The organism is Gordonia alkaliphila, assembly GCF_023017165.1.
Classification (GTDB): domain Bacteria; phylum Actinomycetota; class Actinomycetes; order Mycobacteriales; family Mycobacteriaceae; genus Gordonia; species Gordonia alkaliphila.
This window is the reverse complement of the sequence record NZ_JALKBW010000001.1, coordinates 659,375-675,895: the sequence shown is the minus strand read 5'-3', so window position 1 is coordinate 675,895 and position 16,521 is coordinate 659,375. Positions and strand designations below refer to the sequence as shown.

Here is a 16,521-nt window from a genome sequence, read left to right as displayed (position 1 = left end):
CCCCGCGGAAACGACGGGGGAATTGTCGCGCATAACACTACTTGTCGTACCTGAGAGCAGCGTAGGGCCGGGGTCAGGCGCGGGTGACCCACGTGGTGATGTCGGCGTGGACCACTTCGGCGCCGCCGGTGTCGCAGATTCGAATGCTCACCACCACCTCGGCGCCGTCGTCGATCGCCGCGAAGTCGATGGGCTCGGCCAGCTCGGCGTGCGCGGTGAGCCGGGTCTTCGCCTTGGCCAGGTACTGCACGTTCATCGCCTTGGGGATCCAGCGGTGGCTGGTGGGCGTCGTCGCCTCCATCAGCATGCCCATCGCGGCCTCGGCGAGGTTGCAGGCGGCGATGGCGTGGAAGGTGCCGAGGTGGTTGTGCACGCCGAACCAGTTCGGCGACGACACGCGGCAGTAGCCCGGCCGCATCTCCTGGACCATGGGCAGCACCGTGCCGAAGTAGGGCACCCGCGCGACCATGCCGAGCGAGAACAGGGTGTTGCCGAGACGATTCGCGGGCAGGCGCTTACGCAGGGAGTACGTCGGGGATTCGGTAGCCATGGGCCTACCTTACCGGTCAGTCAGGTCGACGGCGGAAGGCCGCGCGCACAGCCTCCCGATTCACCGCGGCCACCGCGGACAGGTCGATGTCCGCCGGGCAGACCTGCGCGCATTCGCCGAAGCTCGAGCACGGGCCGAAATCGTGGTCGAGGCTGCCGGCGACCGCGCGGGCGCGGCGACCGCGCTCCTGCTTGCCGTAGCTCAGCTGCGACAGGTGGAGCAGTTTGGCGCCGGCGAACAGGTGGGCCGAGCCGTTCGGGCACGCGGCCACGCACGCGCCGCACCCGATACAGGCGCCGAAGTCGAGGGCCCGCTCGGCGGTGTCGTGGCCGATCAGTTCGGCGTCGGCGTCGGCGGCCTGCCCGGTCATCACGTCCACGTGGCCGCCGACCTGGATCACCCGGTCCAGTGCGGATCGGTCCACCGCCAGGTCGCGCACCACCGGAAAGGCGTGGGCGCGGAACGGCTCCACGCGCAGGTGCGTGGTCTCCGGGAACTGCGCGAGGTGCTGCAGGCACGTCGGCGTGTTCGGCACCGGGCCGTGCGGCCGGCCGTTCACGGTGATCCCGCACGCGCCGCAGATGCCCTCCCGACAGTCCGAGTCGAAGGCGACGGGCTCGTCGCCCGCGGCCACCAGCTGGGAGTTCAGCAGATCGAGCACATCGAGCAGCGACATCTGCGGCGTGACGCCCGTGACCACGTAGCTCTCGAAGCGGCCGGGGGCGTCCGGGCGGTCCTGGCGCCAGGCTTCGACGGTGATGTCCACGGGGCGTCCTATCGGTAGTTGCGGGTGGTCAGGCCGACGGCGTCGAAGGTCAGTGGCTCGCGGTGGCGCACCGCGGTCCCGTCCGGCGTGGTCTCCCAGGCCGAGGCGAAGCACCAGTCGTCGTCGTTGCGGAGGGCCTCGCCGTCGGCCGTCTGATGCTCGGTGCGGAAGTGTGCGCCGCAGGACTCGTCGCGGTCGAGCGCGTCCAGGCACATCAGTCGCGCCAGTTCGAGGAAGTCGGCGACGCGGCCGGCGTGCTCGAGCTGCTGATTGAACGCGCCGGTGCCGCCGGTGACTCGCAGGTCCGACCAGAAGCGACGGCTCAGCGCGTCGATCTCGTCGAGGGCGGTGCGCAGGCCGGCGGCGCTGCGGGCCACGCCGCAGCCGCGGTAGAGGATCTCGCCGAGCTCACGATGGAACACCGCGGGCCCGGTGGTGCCGCCGATCCCGGTCAGCGCCTCGATCCGTGCGTGCACATCGGTCGCGGCCTGCCGCACGGCGTCGTGGTCGGACGCCAGCACCGGCTCGCCGAGCAGACCGGCCAGATAATTCGGCACCGAGTAGGGGAGCGTGAACCAGCCGTCCACGCACGCCGACAGCAGCGAGTTGGCGCCGAGCCGGTTGGCGCCGTGATAGCCCCACCCGGCTTCGCCGCCGACGAAGAGCCCGGGGATCGACGTCATCAGGTCGTAGTCCGACCACAGTCCGCCCATGGTGAAGTGCGCCGCCGGCGCGATCCGCATCGGCACCTCGTAGGGGTCCTCGCCGGTGGCGTCGCGGTACATGTCGAACAGGTTGCCGTAGCGCTCGGCGAGCACGGCCTTGCCGAGGCGGGCGCGGGCGTCGGCGAAGTCGAGGTAGACGCTGTTGCGCAGCGGCCCCACGCCGTGCCCGGCCTCGATCTGCTCGCGTGCGGCCCGCGACGCCACGTCGCGCGGGGTGAGGTTCCCGTACGTCGGGTACTTGCGTTCCAGGTAGTAGTCGCGCTCGTCTTCGGAGATGGTGTTCGCCGGGCGGTCGTCGCCGGCGCGGCTGGGCACCCAGATCCGGCCGTCGTTGCGCAACGATTCGCTCATCAGCGTGGTCTTGGTCTGCCACGGTGCGTTCACCGGCAGCGCCGTGGGATGGAACTGGACGAACGACGGCGAGGCCAGCAGCGCCCCGCGCCGGTGCGCGCGCCAGGCGGCGGTGGCGTTGGAGTTGCGTGCCAGCGTCGACTGGAAGAAGACGGTGCCGTAGCCGCCGGTGGCCAGCACTACGGCGTGCGCGGTCTGCGCGCCGATTTCTCCGGTCACCAGGTCGCGCACCACGATGCCCTGGGCGCGGCCGTCGGCGACGATCAGGTCGAGCATCTCCTGCCGAGTGTGCAGGGTGACGTTGCCCGCCGCGACCTGGCGCTGCAGGGCGCCGCTCGCGGCCACCTGCAGCTGCTGGCCGGTCTGCCCGCGCGTGTAATACGTGCGCGAGACCTGCACGCCGCCGAAGCTGCGGGTGGCCAGCGCGCCGCCGTACTCGCGCGCGAAGGGCGCACCGAGGGCGTTGAGGTGGTCGATCACCCGCACCGACTCCTCCGCCAACCGGAAGGCGTCGGCCTCGCGGCCGCGGAAGTCGCCGCCCTTCACCGTGTCGGCCACGAAGCGCCGCACCGAGTCGTTGTCCACTTTGCGGGCGCGTGCGGCGTTGATGCCGCCCTGCGCGGCCACGCTGTGCGCGCGCCGCGGGGCGTCGTGGAAGGTGAAGGCATGCACGCGGTAGCCGAGCTCGCCCAGTGCAGCGGCGGTGCCGGCGCCGGCCAGTCCGGTGCCGACCACGATCACCGAGAACTTGTGGCGGTTCAGCGGGCCGACGAGCCGGTAGTCGTCGCGGCGGCGGGCCCAAGCGGTGGCCGGGTCGCCCGCGGGTGCGCCGGAGCGGAGCAGTTCGTCCATGTCAGCCCACCCACCCGGCCAGGACGGCGATCGGAATGCTCAGGTCGCCCAGTGCCACCGCGCCGGCGACGACCAGCGCCACCAGCGCCCACACCTGTCGGGTGCGTTGGCCGGTGACGCCGAAGTCGTTGGCGAGGGTCCACAGTCCGTGCACCAGATGCAGAAACAGCATGGCCATCACGAACAGGTAGAACACCGCCATCGGCCAGCGCTGCAGACTCTCGGTGAGGTTCTGGTAGGCGTCCGAGGAGGTCTGCGTGGGGTCGACGAACCCGGCCGGGGCCACCGGTCGGGTGCCGGTGGTCAGGTCGAGGATGTGCACCACGATGAAGACCAGCAGGACCAGCCCGGTGTACGGCATCAGGGTGGCCGGGATCCGTCGCCAGCCCATGCCGGTGCGCCGCACCCGGCCGCGCGCGCGGCGGGCGCGCACCACGATCAGCGCCGAGGCGCCCACGTGCGCCACCAGGCAGGCGAGGAGGACCACGCGGAAGATCCACAGCGCGCCCTCGTAGGGCAGCAGGGGTTCGGCCAGCGTCCGCAGCCAGTGCGCGTAGGCGTCGAAATGCTCGGCCCCGGTGTAGACCTTCAGGTTTCCGATCATGTGCACCAGGACGTAGAGCGCGAACACGGTGCCGGTGAGCGCCATCGTCACCTTGAGGGTCACGGTCGACGGCCGCGGCGCGCGCCGCCGCGGCGCCGGCGTCGTCGACCGCGGTGCCGGCACCGCTACCGGCGGCAAAGACGTTCCCATGTCGCCGACGCTAGCCGACCGCGCGCGCTCGCGGGCGAGCCCGCGCCGTTCCCGCGAGACGAGTCCGCTCCCGCGGGTGCCGTGGGCACCCGCGGGAGCGGGAATCTTTCGCGGGAACCGAGTCGACTCGCGGGAGTCAGGCCTCCAGCGGGCCGGTCGGCAGGAGGCGGCGGACCAGCTTGCCCGTCGGGTTGCGCGGGAGATCCTCGATGTAGACGACGTCGCGCGGCACCTTGTAGCGCGCCAGGTTGGCCTTCACATGGGCGCGGAGAGCGTCCGGATCCTCCGGTGCACCCTCGGCCAGGACGATGAAGGCGCGCAGGCGGGTGCCGTACTCGTCGTCGTCGACGCCGATCACCGCGACGTCGTCCACGTGCGGGTGCTCGGCGAGCAGGTTCTCCACTTCCAACGGGTACACGTTCTCGCCGCCGGAGACGATCATGTCGTCGTCACGGCCGGCGATGAACCACAGGCCGTCGTCGTCGACGTAGGCCATGTCGCCGCTGGACATGTAGCCGTCGATGAAGTCCTTGTTGCGGCCGTCGGTGTAGCCCTCGAAGGGGGCTCCGGTGCGGACGAACAGGCGGCCCTTGGTGTTGGTCGCGGTGATGCGCCGGCCGTCGTCGTCGAAGAGGGCCATGTGGCTGGTCACCGGCGGCTTGCCGATGGTGCCCGGCGCCCTGCGCAGCTCGGCGGGTTGCGCGACGGTGGCGACGCCGACCTCGGTGGAGCCGTACAGGTTGTACAGAACGTCGCCGAAGGCGTCCTGGAACTCCTCGCACAGCGTGGGGGAGAGCGCCGAGCCGGCCACCACGACCGTCTCCAGGCTGCTCAGGTCGTACTTGCCGATCACCTCCGGGCCGAGGGCGATCATCCGGTGCAGCATGGTCGGCACTGCGACCAGTGCCTGCGAACGGTGCCGCTCGATCGCGGCGAGCGTCTTCTCGGCGTCGAACCGCCGCATCAGGACCGTCTCGTTGGCCAGTCCCAACCCGACGCCCCAGAGCGCGAAGCCGGTGGAGTGGAAGATCGGGGACACGATCACCATGGAGCCGTTGCGCGGGAGCGGGATGCGATCGAGGATCAGGGCGCTGGCGAACGGGGCGAACTTGTTGCGGCTGGCGCCCTTCGGCAGGCCGGTGGTGCCGCTGGTGAGGATCACCATGCCGCCGAAGGCCTCCGGCATCGGCGGCGGCGTCGGATCGCCGGCGGCCACGATGTCATCGAGGGTGCGCGCGTCGGCGCGGATCGGCTGCTCGCCGTCGGTCCAGGTGACGATGCGGAGCAGGTCGTCGGGCAGGGTGTCCGCGAGCTCGCTGAACTCCTCGTCGTAGAGAATCGCCTCGACCCCTTCGCGGGTGGCGACCTCCGCGAACTGGGTAGCGCCGAAGCCGGTGTTCATCATGGCCAGGCGCACCCCGCTGCGTCCGGCGGCGCACAGCGCCATCGGCACGGCCCGATGATCGCGGGCGATGATGCCGACCACCGAGCCCGGTCGCAGGCCCGCGCCCAGGAAGGCGTTGCCGAGCATGTTGACCTGCGCGTCGAACTCCGCCCAGGTCAAGGTGCCGTGCTCGTCGCTCACCGCGGGGGCATCCGGGATGTCGATCGCCTTGTGTGCCAGCACGGTGGCGGTGGGGCCGATCAGCTTGTTGGACTTGACCATGCCGATCACGCGCTTCGGGTTGCTCAAGTCGATGGCGCCGGAACCGCTCATCACCTTCACCGCCCCGACGGCGTCCGACAGTGACTCGATGATCGTTCCGAGCTTCGACATGGATCCCCTGACTCCCGGCTCACGCCGCGTCTCATTGTTTGCACCTAGTTGTGTGCTGGCTCACGTTACTGTGACCGCGCGTCGCGCACCAGGGCCTTCGTCGGATTCTTCCGTTGTGGTGCGGCAACGCTGTGCGACCCTGAATGGCATGGCCGACAAGGAATCTGACCTGTACGCCTTCTTCGCTCGACTGCACGCGGGCTTGCCCCGGCAGGCGCCCGGCTCGGCGGCGACCACCGACCTGCTGCTGCGCCTGGCCGGGCCACTGGCGCCGCGCCCGTCCTCGACATCGGCTCCGGGCCGGGGTCGTCGACGATCCGGCTCGCCGAGCTCACCGGTGGCACGGTGACCGCCGTCGACACGCACCGGCCGTTCCTCGACGAGTTCGCGGCACAGGGCGTCGACGACGATCTGCTGGCGTCGGCGCGGGCGGAGATAGCGGTGCGCCGCGACTACGGTGGGGAGTACGGCTACACCGCCTACGTGCTGCGGCGGGTGTGACGCAGTCGACCCGATTCCGCTCCGGCAGGGATTTGTGCAGGCTGGCGGCGTGGTGCATACTAGTCAGGTTGCCTCCTCGCGAGGCGATGACACTTCTCCGGGACACGAAACGTGGACCCGGGCGTGTAACGCGTGCTTCGTCTCGAAGCTACGGACCGACACGCCCGACCGCGGGTGCCGGGGAAACCGGCTGGTGAATCACCAGCGTCGGACCTTCGGGTCCGGCAGCGTACAACGACGAAAAGAACAGCGTCGATCGCGCCCAAGTCAAACGGGTGTTGGTCATGTGTGGCTCCGTTGCCGCCCGCATCGATATGAGCGGGTGTTGAGTCCACGCGGTGTTCTGTTCGTCGAGAGACATAGAGACGGAAGAGGACACAAGCGTGGCGGGACAGAAGATCCGCATCAGGCTCAAGGCCTACGACCACGAGGCGATCGACGCTTCTGCGCGCAAGATCGTCGAGACCGTGACCCGTACGGGTGCACGCGTGGTCGGCCCGGTGCCGTTGCCCACCGAAAAGAATGTGTACTGCGTTATCCGTTCGCCGCATAAGTACAAGGACAGCCGCGAACACTTCGAGATGCGCACGCACAAGCGACTCATCGACATCCTCGATCCGACGCCGAAGACGGTCGACGCGCTGATGCGCATCGACCTCCCGGCCAGCGTCGACGTCAACATTCAGTGACGGGGGATTAGACAATGAGCAACCAGATTGCAAAGAAGGGTCTGCTGGGCACCAAGCTCGGTATGACTCAGGTATTCGACGAGCAGAACCGGGTCGTCCCGGTGACGGTCATCGCGACCGGCGGCAACGTCGTCACCCAGCTCCGCACCGACGAGCGCGACGGCTACAGCGCCGTGCAGCTCGCCTACGGCGCCATCGACCCCCGCAAGGTGAGCAAGCCGGTCGCCGGCCAGTTCGCCAAGGCCGGTGTCACCCCGCGTCGCCACCTCGCCGAGATCCGCGTCGCGGATGCCGCGGCGTTCGAGGTGGGTCAGGAACTGGGCGCCGACCTGTTCGCCGACGGTGTCAAGGTCGACGTGACCGGCACCTCGAAGGGCAAGGGCTTCGCCGGCGTCATGAAGCGTCACGGCTTCGCCGGCATGAATGCCACCCACGGCGCGCATCGCGTGCACCGTGCACCCGGCTCCATCGGTGGCTGCGCCACCCCGGGCCGCGTGTTCAAGGGCATGCGGATGGCCGGTCGTATGGGTAACGACAAGGTGACCACGCAGAACCTCACCGTCTACAAGGTGGACGCCGAGGCCGGTCTCCTGCTGATCAAGGGCGCGATCCCCGGCCGCAAGGGCGGCATCGTGGTGGTTCGCGACGCAGTGAAGGGTGGCGACAAGTGAGCACCGAAACCGCAACCAAGCTGACGCTGGACGTCCGCGCTCCGGGCGGTGCCACCAACGGCACCGTCGCGCTGCCGGCCGCCCTGTTCGATCAGACCGCCAACATCGCGCTGATGCACCAGGTCGTCATCGCCCAGCAGGCCGCAGGCCGCCAGGGCACGCACTCGACCAAGACGCGCGCCGAGGTCCGCGGCGGCGGCGTGAAGCCGTACCGCCAGAAGGGCACCGGTCGCGCCCGTCAGGGTTCGATCCGCGCACCGCAGTTCGTCGGCGGCGGCATCGTGCACGGTCCGCAGCCGCGCGACTACACGCAGAAGGTCAACAAGAAGATGAAGGTCGCCGCACTCCGCGGTGCTTTGTCTGACCGTGCGCGTAACGAGCGGATCCACGTGATCACCGAACTGGTGGCCGGCCAGGTGCCGTCGACCAAGTCGGCACGCACCTTCCTCGAGGAGCTCAGCGCTCGCCGCAAGTTCCTCGTGGTCATCAGCCGCGAGGACGACGCTGCCCGCAAGAGCATCGCGAACCTGAAGAACGTGCACGCGATCGCTCCGGATCAGCTGAACACCTACGACGTCCTGGACGCCGACGAGATCGTGTTCAGCGTCGAGACGCTGAACGCCTTCATCGAGGCGAACACCAAGAAGGAGGCCTGAGAATGGCGACCCACGCTGATCCGCGTGACATCATTCTGGCACCGGTGATCTCGGAGAAGGCCTACGGCCTGCAGGAAGACAGCCAGTACACCTTCCTGGTCCACCCGGATGCCAACAAGACCCAGATCAAGATCGCGATTGAGAAGATCTTCGATGTGAAGGTCGACAGCGTCAACACCGCCAACCGCCAGGGCAAGCGCAAGCGCACCCGCTCGGGCTACGGCAAGCGCAAGGACACCAAGCGCGCCATCGTGACGCTGCGTGACGGCAGCAATCCCATCGAGATCTTCGGGGGCCCGGTCTCCTGACCGGCGCGCTCTGAGAGAGGGACTTAAGACAAATGGCTATTCGTAAGTACAAGCCGACAACGCCGGGCCGTCGTGGCTCCAGCGGTGCCGACTTCTCCGAGGTCACCCGTGACCATCCGGAGAAGTCGCTGATCCGCCCGCTGCACAGCACCGGTGGTCGTAACGCACACGGCCGGATCACCACCCGGCATCGCGGTGGCGGGCACAAGCGTGCCTACCGCCTGATCGATTTCCGTCGTAATGACAAGGACGGCATCAACGCCAAGGTCGCTCACATCGAGTACGACCCGAACCGCACTGCGCGGATCGCGTTGCTGCACTACGTCGATGGCGAAAAGCGCTACATCATCGCCCCCAAGGGCCTGACGCAGGGCACCATCGTCGAGTCCGGCCCCAACGCCGACATCAAGCCCGGCAACAACCTGCCGCTGCGCAACATCCCGACCGGTACCCAGATCCACAACGTGGAACTGCGCCCGGGCGGCGGTGCGAAGATGGCTCGCAGTGCCGGCGCCTCGATCCAGCTCCTCGGCAAGGAGGGTCCGTACGCGACCCTGCGTATGCCGTCGGGCGAGATCCGTCGCGTCGACGTGCGCTGCCGCGCCACCGTCGGCGAGGTCGGCAACGCCGAGCAGGCGAACATCAACTGGGGCAAGGCCGGCCGTATGCGCTGGAAGGGCAAGCGCCCGACCGTGCGTGGCGTCGTGATGAACCCGGTCGACCACCCGCACGGTGGCGGCGAGGGCAAGACCTCGGGTGGTCGCCACCCGGTCAGCCCGTGGGGTCAGAAGGAAGGCCGCACCCGCAAGAACAAGGCCAGCGACCAGATGATCGTCCGTCGTCGTCGTACCGGCAAGAACAAGCGATAACTAGGAGGAGGTAAGAAATGCCACGTAGCCTGAAGAAAGGCCCGTTCGTCGACGACCACCTTCTGAAGAAGGTGGATCTGCAGAACGAGAAGGGCACCAAGCAGGTCATCAAGACCTGGTCCCGCCGTTCGACCATCATCCCCGACTTCATCGGTCACACCTTTGCGGTCCATGACGGTCGCAAGCACGTGCCCGTGTTCGTGTCGGACTCGATGGTGGGCCACAAGCTCGGCGAGTTCGCCCCTACCCGCACCTTCAAGGGTCACATCAAGGATGACCGGAAAGCGAAGCGCCGGTAATCATGAGTACTCAGACTGAAAACGAAGTGCAGAGCGCACGCGCAGTTGCCAAGTTCGTGCGTGTCACGCCGATGAAGGCTCGTCGCGTGATCGACCTGGTCCGCGGCAAGAACGTCGACGAGGCACTGGACATCCTGCGGTTCGCTCCGCAGGCCGCCAGCGAGCCGGTCGCCAAGGTGCTCGCCAGCGCCGTCGCCAACGCCGAGAACAACCTCGGCCTGGACCGTCGCACCCTGGTGATCACCGAAGCGTTCGCCGACGAAGGCCCGACCATGAAGCGGTTCCAGCCGCGTGCTCAGGGTCGTGCTTTCCGGATCCGCAAGCGGACCAGCCACATCACCGTGGTGGTGTCGAGCGTCGGCGAGGTCGCCGATCGCAAGCGCTCGCGTCAGCAGAAGAAGAAGGGAGCCTGAGCATGGGCCAGAAGATCAACCCGCACGGCTTCCGCCTCGGCATCACCACCGACTGGAACACCCGGTGGTACGCCGACAAGCAGTACGCCGAGTACGTCAAGGAAGACGTCGCGATCCGCAAGCTCCTGAACACGGGCCTCGAGCGCGCCGGCATCTCCGGTGTCGACATCGAGCGCACCCGTGACCGGGTCCGCGTCGACATCCACACCGCCCGTCCGGGCATCGTCATCGGTCGCCGCGGCGCCGAAGCCGATCGCATCCGTGGCGAGCTGGAGAAGCTCACCGGCAAGCAGGTGCAGCTGAACATCCTCGAGGTCAAGAACCCCGAAGCGGATGCGCAGCTCGTCGCCCAGGGTGTCGCCGAGCAGCTGAGCAACCGCGTGGCGTTCCGTCGCGCAATGCGCAAGGCCATCCAGTCCGCCATGCGTCAGCCGGGCGTCAAGGGCATTCGTGTCCAGTGCTCCGGTCGTCTGGGCGGTGCCGAGATGAGCCGCAAGGAGTTCTACCGCGAGGGACGCGTGCCGCTGCATACGCTGCGCGCCGACATCGACTACGGCTTCTTCGAGGCGAAGACCACCTTCGGTCGTATCGGCGTCAAGGTGTGGATCTACAAGGGCGACATCGTCGGTGGACGTCGCGAGCAGGCTGCGGCCGCTCCGGCAGCCGAGGACCGTCGTTCGCGTCGGCCGAGCCGCCCGCGTCGCAGCGGTGCGTCCGGCACCACCGGTACCAGCACCGAGGCCGGCCGCGCTGCGGTCACCGCGGAAGCCACCGCGCCTGCTCCCGAGCAGGCCGAGAACCAGGAGGGCTGAGGCATGTTGATCCCTCGTCGGGTCAAGCACCGCAAGCAGCACCACCCGAGCCTCAAGGGTCGGGCCAAGGGCGGCACCAAGGTCACCTTCGGTGACTACGGTATCCAGGCACTGGAGAGCGCCTACATCACCAACCGTCAGATCGAATCCGCTCGTATCGCGATCAACCGCCACATCAAGCGAGGTGGCAAGGTCTGGATCAACATCTTCCCGGACCGTCCGATCACGAAGAAGCCGGCCGAGACCCGCATGGGTTCCGGTAAGGGTTCGCCCGAGTGGTGGGTCGCCCCCGTCAAGCCGGGTCGCATCCTGTTCGAGATGACCTACCCCAATGAGGAGACCGCTCGCGAGGCCCTGCGTCGCGCACAGCACAAGCTCCCCATGAAGACCCGGATCGTGACCAGAGAGGAGCAGTTCTGATGGCACTCGGAATCGCTGCTGGTGAGCTCCGTGAGCTCAGCGACACCGATCTGGTCGACCGCCTGAAGGAGTCGAAGGAAGAGCTTTTCAACCTTCGTTTCCAGATGGCCACCGGCCAGCTCGACAACAACCGCCGCCTGCGGACCGTGCGTCGCGAGATCGCACGTATCTACACCGTCATGCGCGAACGTGAGCTGGGCTTGGCGTCCGGTCCGGAAGGTGACGACGCATGAGTGAGGACCAGAACGTGAACGTGGAAGAGCGCAACCGCCGCAAGGAGCGGATCGGTTACGTCGTCAGTGACAAGATGGACAAGACCATCGTGGTGGAGCTCGAGGATCGCGTGAAGCACCCGCTTTACGGCAAGATCATCCGCACCACCAGCAAGGTCAAGGCGCACGACGAGCAGGAGACCGCCGGCATCGGCGACCGTGTTCGTCTGATGGAGACTCGTCCGACGAGCAAGTCCAAGCGCTGGCGCCTGGTCGAGGTGCTGGAGAAGGCCAAGTAAGGTCGTTTTCCAGCAGTCTCTGTTGAGTAGTCTGAGAGGCTCGGTTCCCTGTTTGGGGCGCCGAGCCTCTCGGCGTTCGCGCCTCTCGGTGCACGCTCGGGATGTGTTTGGACAGCGGTCCGATTCGGGTGACGTCGTGGTCCGCGAGGTCCCCAGGGAACTGTTGCCCTCATTTGAGTGTCACTTGAACGTAGGAATCTTCCTCAATTGAGCCTTCGTGATTATTTCGTGTCATGACCGTCCCGGTAACGTAACCTTTCAATGAAGACGGATCTGTGCGAGCTAGTTGCGGCATACGATCGATGATTGAGAGTGGGCTTCGATGAAATCTACGCTACGAGTGCTGCTGCGCCGGGTGGTCCTGATCGTGTTGGCCGTGGTGGTTGCGCTTCCGTTTGCGCAGGGAGTCGCCCGTGCCGAGCCCGACGGCGCAGTACGGGCTCAGGCGGAGCGCCATGAGGACAGTGTCGAGTTCACTGTCAGCAATGGCAGCGTTGCGGTCGAGGACGGTTACCTGGTCGTCAAGAATCGCGCGGGAAAGACCGTCGACAAGTACAACCTCACCTTCGTCGCCCCGGACAAGTCCGAGTACGACGTCGCCGCGATCGTCAAGGGCAAGACTGCCACGCTGACTCCCTCGCGTGTGGCGCGCACCCAGGTGGCCAAGAAGCGCAAGCCGGGCCAGATCGTCTGTGGGCCGGCCACCAAGGCGCAGCGCGACCATGAGGCATTGGAGACGCTCAATAGCGAACTGGCCACCTCGGTCACTATCGGAGCGCTGGTCGGCGCTATCATCGGCGCCGTTATCGGAATCGTCGGAATCGTGACCATCCCGATCGGCGGTGCCATCGGTGGGCTCATCGGTGCCGGAATCGGACTTGGTGGGGCGGCAGCGAACGGCGCGTTCGCGCGATACTTCGCGACGGTCAATTCGAAGTTCACGCCGAAGTGGTGCTGACACAATCGTCACGGCCGGAAGTCGGTTGACACCGCACGGTGACTCACAGGGGTGGGCCTGCCTTCCGGGCGCGCTAGATGCGTGACCACGCGGCGACATGTCATCTGATCAGTCTCAACTTCGACACCGATGGACAGCGGGTGCGCAGGTGTCGATAGCCTCACATGAGGGAGTGGTTCGCGCTCCCTTTGCTCGGTGTGCACCCGAACGCGCTGAAACCGGCCCCTGCAGCTGACAAAGGACGACATGACTGACCGCGACCAATCGCCCACTGCAGGGACACCCGCTCGTGCCGCATTCGACCAGGACGCGGCGGCGGTCAAGCCTGCGGAGCCGGACGACTCGGTGCCGACTCGATCACGCTCTGCCGGGGCGCATCGGCTCGAACGGTCATCGCGAGAGGTCGCAAAGCCCTGGGTGCCGAGTGATGACCCGACGCTCGCGCAGTTGCGGGCGTGGCGAAGTGAACTCGACAGTGAGACCGGAGGTTCCGCTCGTGCGGAGCGAGCCGGCGGGCATCGCCTCACCCGTAATGCTGAGCGTGAGGAATTGAGCCGGTGGGTGATTCCGGGTTCCGCGCGGCCGCGCGCCATGCCCGAACCGCTCGTCGAAGAGCGCGCCCCAACCGTGCGCCGGATGCCGGCTCCAGAACGCATCGGCTGGGACATTGCAACGGCAGCGGTCGCCAACCCGCCCGCTCCCATCGGATCGCAGGCTGAATTCGAAGCCACACAGGTGGAGACGACCTCGTTCGCTGCGCTCGACGCGGTGCCGATCCCCCCGGCCGAAGACCTCGAAGTCGCGATCGAGGCCCGCGGATTGAGGAAGGAGTTCAAGGGCTTCACCGCAGTCGATGACGTGAGTCTGCGGGTTCACAAGGGCCGGATCGTCGCGCTTCTGGGACCGAATGGCGCCGGCAAGACGACGACGGTCAACATGCTCACCACCTTGCTGAAGCCCGACAGCGGGACCGCCTCGGTGGCCGGATACGACGTAGTTCACGAAGCGCCCGCCGTACGCCGGGCAATCACGCTGACCGGACAGTTCGCTGCGCTCGATGAACAGCTCAGCGGGCGGGAGAACCTGGTGATGTTCGCCCGGCTGCTTGGGCTCAGCAAGAAGGCGGCGCGCGCGCGTGCGGCCGAGCTGCTCGAGTCGTTCGGATTGGTTGCGGCGGCAGAGAAAAAGGTGCGCGAGTATTCGGGAGGTATGCGCCGACGAATCGACATCGCCTGCGGGATGGTCACCATGCCCGAGGTGGTGTTCCTGGACGAGCCCACAACCGGTCTGGATCCGCGCAGCCGCCAGGATGTGTGGGCGTTCGTCGAAGAACTGCGGTCGCAGGGTGTCACGATCCTGCTGACCACCCAGTACCTCGAAGAAGCCGACGTGCTCGCCGACCGGATCGTCGTGATCGACAAGGGCAAGGTGATCGCGGAGGGGACCTCGGACGAGTTGAAGGCTGCTACGGGTGCCGCCTATTGCGAGGTGACACCCGTGCACCCGGCGTATGTGCCTCGGCTGCGCGCTGCGCTCAGCGATCTTCTCGGCTCGGCAGCCAGCGACGAGGCTGCGCCGGATGGGACACTGTCGGTTCCCGCGCCGAACGGCCCGGAAACCCTTGCGGAGGTCCTCCGGCGCACCGAGCGGGCACAGATTCCCCTCTCGGACGTCATGCTGCGCCGGCCGTCGCTCGATGAGGTCTTCTTGAGCCTCACCGAACCGCGAAACAAGGACGCCGAGGGCGCCGTCGAGGAGGGGAGCCGATGACGGCGGTCGCGGAGACGCCGCGATCGATCGTTGCGCCTGAGACGCAGCCGCAGCCTCAGGGGTTCCGGCAGTGGTGGGTGCTGACCGCGCGCGGAATCCTGAATGCCTACCGGAACGGTGAGTTCATCTTCGCGTTCGTGTCGCCGGCGATGCTGGCGATGTGTTTCTATCTTCCGCTCCGCAAAGTCGTCGATGGCGTGACGGGTATCGACTATGCGCAATTCTTGATGCCCATAATCATGCTGCAGGCGATGGCGTTCGTGGCATCCTCCGCGGCACTGAAATCGGCGATGGACGGCCACGCCGGGGTGCACGACCGCTTCCGCTCCCTGCCCATGCCTGCGCTCGTCCCGTTCCTGGCACGCACCGCCACCAACACGGTGCTGCTGTTCGCCGCGCTGGTCTTCGGTTTGATCTCGTGCCTCCTGATCGGGTGGCGCCCGGTATCGGTCGCCGACGGCGGGGGAGGATGGCAAGGGGCTCTGTTCTCCGTGCTCATCGTCGGCGCGATCGGTGCCGCACTGGCCTTCGTCTCCGATGGCATCGGCATGGTCAGCGACAGTCCGACGATCACCAGTCAGCTCGTCGCCTTCCCGACCCTGATTCTCGGCATGCTCTCCAACGGTTTCATGCCGCTCTCGCAGTTTCCATCCTGGATTCAGGGGTTCGTCAGGAACCAGCCGATCTCCCAGGTGGTACTCGCCATGCGCGGAGCTACCGATGGAAACCTGACGTGGCAGATCCTGGCTCCCACGGTCTGGTGGATCGTCGGCTTGGTGGCTGTCGGTGTAGTGCTGTTCGCGATCGCGTCGAGGAAGAGCCGGTAATGAGGGTCAATACTGAACTCGCTGCCATACGACCCGATGAGATCGTCGCGCTGCCTGAGCGATCTTTCGCGGCGTGGTTCCGGCAGACCTCGGTGCTCGTGGGGCGCCAGCTGCTCGTCGCCTTCCGGGATCCCGCGACCGTGATCCAGGTGGTGATCTTCCCTGCGTTGACGCTGCTGATGTTCAAAGTGGTCCTCGGGGACGTGGTGAGTAAAGCGACCGGCCACGACAGCGTGTACGGCACGGTCCCACTGGTGTTGCTCACCAGCACCATGTTCGGCTCGGGCGTCGCGGCGATCCGGCTGGTGATCGAACGCGGCTCCGGGTTGCTGAGTCGGCTCTATGTGCTGCCGATCAATCGCATTGCGGACTTCTCGGCCCGCGTGCTCTCGGAATCCCTCCGCGCGCTCCTCACGTCAATCGTGTTGGTAGGAGCGGGATTCACCATCGGCTTCCGCTTCACTCAGGGGATCGGGCCGGCTATCGGACTGTTCGCGGTCGCCGTCATGTACGCCACGGCATTCGCCATGCTGACGCTCGCTACTGCGGTGATCTCCCGCCCGGGCCTGCCCCTGGTCGCCTACATCGGTCTGCTGACGACGTTCATGATGTTCTTCAACTCGGGATTCTCGCCGATCGACGGTTATCCGGGGTGGCTGCAGCCGATCGTCGCCAACCAGCCGATGACCCCGGCCATCGAAGTGATGAGGTCGCTGGCCCAGGGCGGCCCGATCGCCGCCGACTTGATCAAGGTGATCGTCTGGACCGTCGTGATCATGGTGCTGTCGGCCTATCCGGCTTTGCGCGGCTATCGAAGGGCGGCGGTCGGCGCATGAGATGTCCTCCGAACGGATGTATTTATTCCGACAAGGTCACAGGGGCCACAGCAGGATTCCCTGGTCACCTGGAGTCGATGGGTGGTGGCAGACAGCAGCGTAGTGCGATGTGGTTCGCCAAACCGATTTGAACGGTCACAATGGAGGTTGTTCCCGTCGCCCAACAACCAGGCGCATGGTCGGAGCCGCTGTCGGCGCAACGGGAT

Annotated in this window: 22 protein-coding genes; 17 read left to right on the top strand and 5 right to left on the bottom strand. The window is 67.0% G+C overall.

Translation table 11 applies throughout. From position 1 onward, the window contains the following. Positions 1-73: 73 nt before the first annotated feature. The 5 genes from MUG78_RS02810 to MUG78_RS02790 form a co-directional block, all read right to left on the bottom strand. On the bottom strand, positions 74-550 hold the full coding sequence (locus MUG78_RS02810) for a hotdog fold domain-containing protein (protein ID WP_246991998.1): 477 nt from the start codon (positions 548-550) through the stop codon (positions 74-76). A 16-nt stretch (positions 551-566) separates the two neighbouring features. Next, on the bottom strand, positions 567-1,316 hold the full coding sequence (locus tag MUG78_RS02805) for a succinate dehydrogenase/fumarate reductase iron-sulfur subunit (protein WP_246991996.1): 750 nt from the start codon (positions 1,314-1,316) through the stop codon (positions 567-569). 8 nt (positions 1,317-1,324) lie between these two features. Continuing rightward, entirely contained in the window at positions 1,325-3,244 is a 1,920-nt protein-coding gene (locus MUG78_RS02800; protein WP_246991994.1) for a fumarate reductase/succinate dehydrogenase flavoprotein subunit, read from the bottom strand. 1 nt (position 3,245) lies between these two features. Beyond that, the gene (locus tag MUG78_RS02795; RefSeq protein ID WP_246991993.1) at positions 3,246-3,998 is read right to left on the bottom strand and encodes a succinate dehydrogenase cytochrome b subunit; all 753 of its coding nucleotides are present in this window, start codon (positions 3,996-3,998) and stop codon (positions 3,246-3,248) included. Between the two features lie 136 nt (positions 3,999-4,134). Then, positions 4,135-5,775, bottom strand: a complete 1,641-nt coding sequence (locus MUG78_RS02790; RefSeq protein ID WP_246991991.1) for an acyl-CoA synthetase — start codon at positions 5,773-5,775, stop codon at positions 4,135-4,137. Between the two features lie 148 nt (positions 5,776-5,923). On the opposite strand from MUG78_RS02790, the gene MUG78_RS02785 reads away from it, so the two are divergent. From MUG78_RS02785 to MUG78_RS02705, 17 genes are all read left to right on the top strand, one after another. Next, a complete protein-coding gene (locus MUG78_RS02785; protein WP_246991989.1) occupies positions 5,924-6,124 on the top strand; it encodes a hypothetical protein in 201 nt (66 codons plus the stop codon). Further along, the gene (locus MUG78_RS02780; protein ID WP_246991987.1) at positions 6,121-6,276 is read left to right on the top strand and encodes a hypothetical protein; all 156 of its coding nucleotides are present in this window, start codon (positions 6,121-6,123) and stop codon (positions 6,274-6,276) included. Before MUG78_RS02785 ends, MUG78_RS02780 begins: the two co-directional genes overlap by 4 nt. 383 nt (positions 6,277-6,659) lie before the next feature. After that, on the top strand, positions 6,660-6,965 hold the full coding sequence (gene rpsJ, locus MUG78_RS02775) for a 30S ribosomal protein S10 (RefSeq protein WP_003938093.1): 306 nt from the start codon (positions 6,660-6,662) through the stop codon (positions 6,963-6,965). A gap of 14 nt (positions 6,966-6,979) precedes the next feature. Next, positions 6,980-7,636, top strand: coding sequence for a 50S ribosomal protein L3 (rplC, locus tag MUG78_RS02770; RefSeq protein ID WP_246991985.1), 657 nt, complete (start codon positions 6,980-6,982; stop codon positions 7,634-7,636). Next, positions 7,633-8,292, top strand: a complete 660-nt coding sequence (rplD, locus tag MUG78_RS02765) for a 50S ribosomal protein L4 (RefSeq protein ID WP_246991983.1) — start codon at positions 7,633-7,635, stop codon at positions 8,290-8,292. Before rplC ends, rplD begins: the two co-directional genes overlap by 4 nt. Before the next feature lie 2 nt (positions 8,293-8,294). Further along, positions 8,295-8,600 (top strand): 50S ribosomal protein L23, encoded by a 306-nt coding sequence (gene rplW / locus MUG78_RS02760; RefSeq protein ID WP_246991981.1) that lies wholly within the window; start codon positions 8,295-8,297, stop codon positions 8,598-8,600. A 32-nt stretch (positions 8,601-8,632) separates the two neighbouring features. Beyond that, positions 8,633-9,469, top strand: coding sequence for a 50S ribosomal protein L2 (rplB, locus tag MUG78_RS02755; RefSeq protein ID WP_246991979.1), 837 nt, complete (start codon positions 8,633-8,635; stop codon positions 9,467-9,469). A gap of 17 nt (positions 9,470-9,486) precedes the next feature. Beyond that, on the top strand, positions 9,487-9,768 hold the full coding sequence (rpsS, locus tag MUG78_RS02750) for a 30S ribosomal protein S19 (RefSeq protein WP_246991977.1): 282 nt from the start codon (positions 9,487-9,489) through the stop codon (positions 9,766-9,768). A 2-nt stretch (positions 9,769-9,770) separates the two neighbouring features. Then, a complete protein-coding gene (gene rplV, locus MUG78_RS02745) occupies positions 9,771-10,181 on the top strand; it encodes a 50S ribosomal protein L22 (RefSeq protein ID WP_246991975.1) in 411 nt (136 codons plus the stop codon). A gap of 2 nt (positions 10,182-10,183) precedes the next feature. Continuing rightward, positions 10,184-10,993, top strand: coding sequence for a 30S ribosomal protein S3 (gene rpsC, locus MUG78_RS02740; protein WP_246991973.1), 810 nt, complete (start codon positions 10,184-10,186; stop codon positions 10,991-10,993). Between the two features lie 3 nt (positions 10,994-10,996). After that, a complete protein-coding gene (gene rplP, locus MUG78_RS02735; protein WP_246991971.1) occupies positions 10,997-11,413 on the top strand; it encodes a 50S ribosomal protein L16 in 417 nt (138 codons plus the stop codon). Then, on the top strand, positions 11,413-11,646 hold the full coding sequence (gene rpmC, locus MUG78_RS02730; protein WP_005936737.1) for a 50S ribosomal protein L29: 234 nt from the start codon (positions 11,413-11,415) through the stop codon (positions 11,644-11,646). Before rplP ends, rpmC begins: the two co-directional genes overlap by 1 nt. Next, positions 11,643-11,924 carry a 30S ribosomal protein S17 gene (gene rpsQ, locus MUG78_RS02725; RefSeq protein WP_246991969.1) on the top strand — a complete coding sequence of 94 codons (282 nt, stop codon included), beginning with the start codon at positions 11,643-11,645 and terminating at the stop codon, positions 11,922-11,924. The genes rpmC and rpsQ overlap by 4 nt, the downstream gene beginning before the upstream one ends. Before the next feature lie 340 nt (positions 11,925-12,264). Then, positions 12,265-12,882 carry a DUF8020 domain-containing protein gene (locus MUG78_RS02720; RefSeq protein ID WP_246991967.1) on the top strand — a complete coding sequence of 206 codons (618 nt, stop codon included), beginning with the start codon at positions 12,265-12,267 and terminating at the stop codon, positions 12,880-12,882. A gap of 246 nt (positions 12,883-13,128) precedes the next feature. After that, the gene (locus tag MUG78_RS02715; protein WP_246991965.1) at positions 13,129-14,652 is read left to right on the top strand and encodes an ATP-binding cassette domain-containing protein; all 1,524 of its coding nucleotides are present in this window, start codon (positions 13,129-13,131) and stop codon (positions 14,650-14,652) included. Continuing rightward, positions 14,649-15,479 carry an ABC transporter permease gene (locus tag MUG78_RS02710; protein WP_246991963.1) on the top strand — a complete coding sequence of 277 codons (831 nt, stop codon included), beginning with the start codon at positions 14,649-14,651 and terminating at the stop codon, positions 15,477-15,479. Before MUG78_RS02715 ends, MUG78_RS02710 begins: the two co-directional genes overlap by 4 nt. Beyond that, complete coding sequence (locus tag MUG78_RS02705) at positions 15,479-16,315, top strand: ABC transporter permease (RefSeq protein WP_246991961.1); 837 nt, start codon at positions 15,479-15,481, stop codon at positions 16,313-16,315. The genes MUG78_RS02710 and MUG78_RS02705 overlap by 1 nt, the downstream gene beginning before the upstream one ends. The last annotated feature ends 206 nt before the right edge of the window (positions 16,316-16,521 follow it).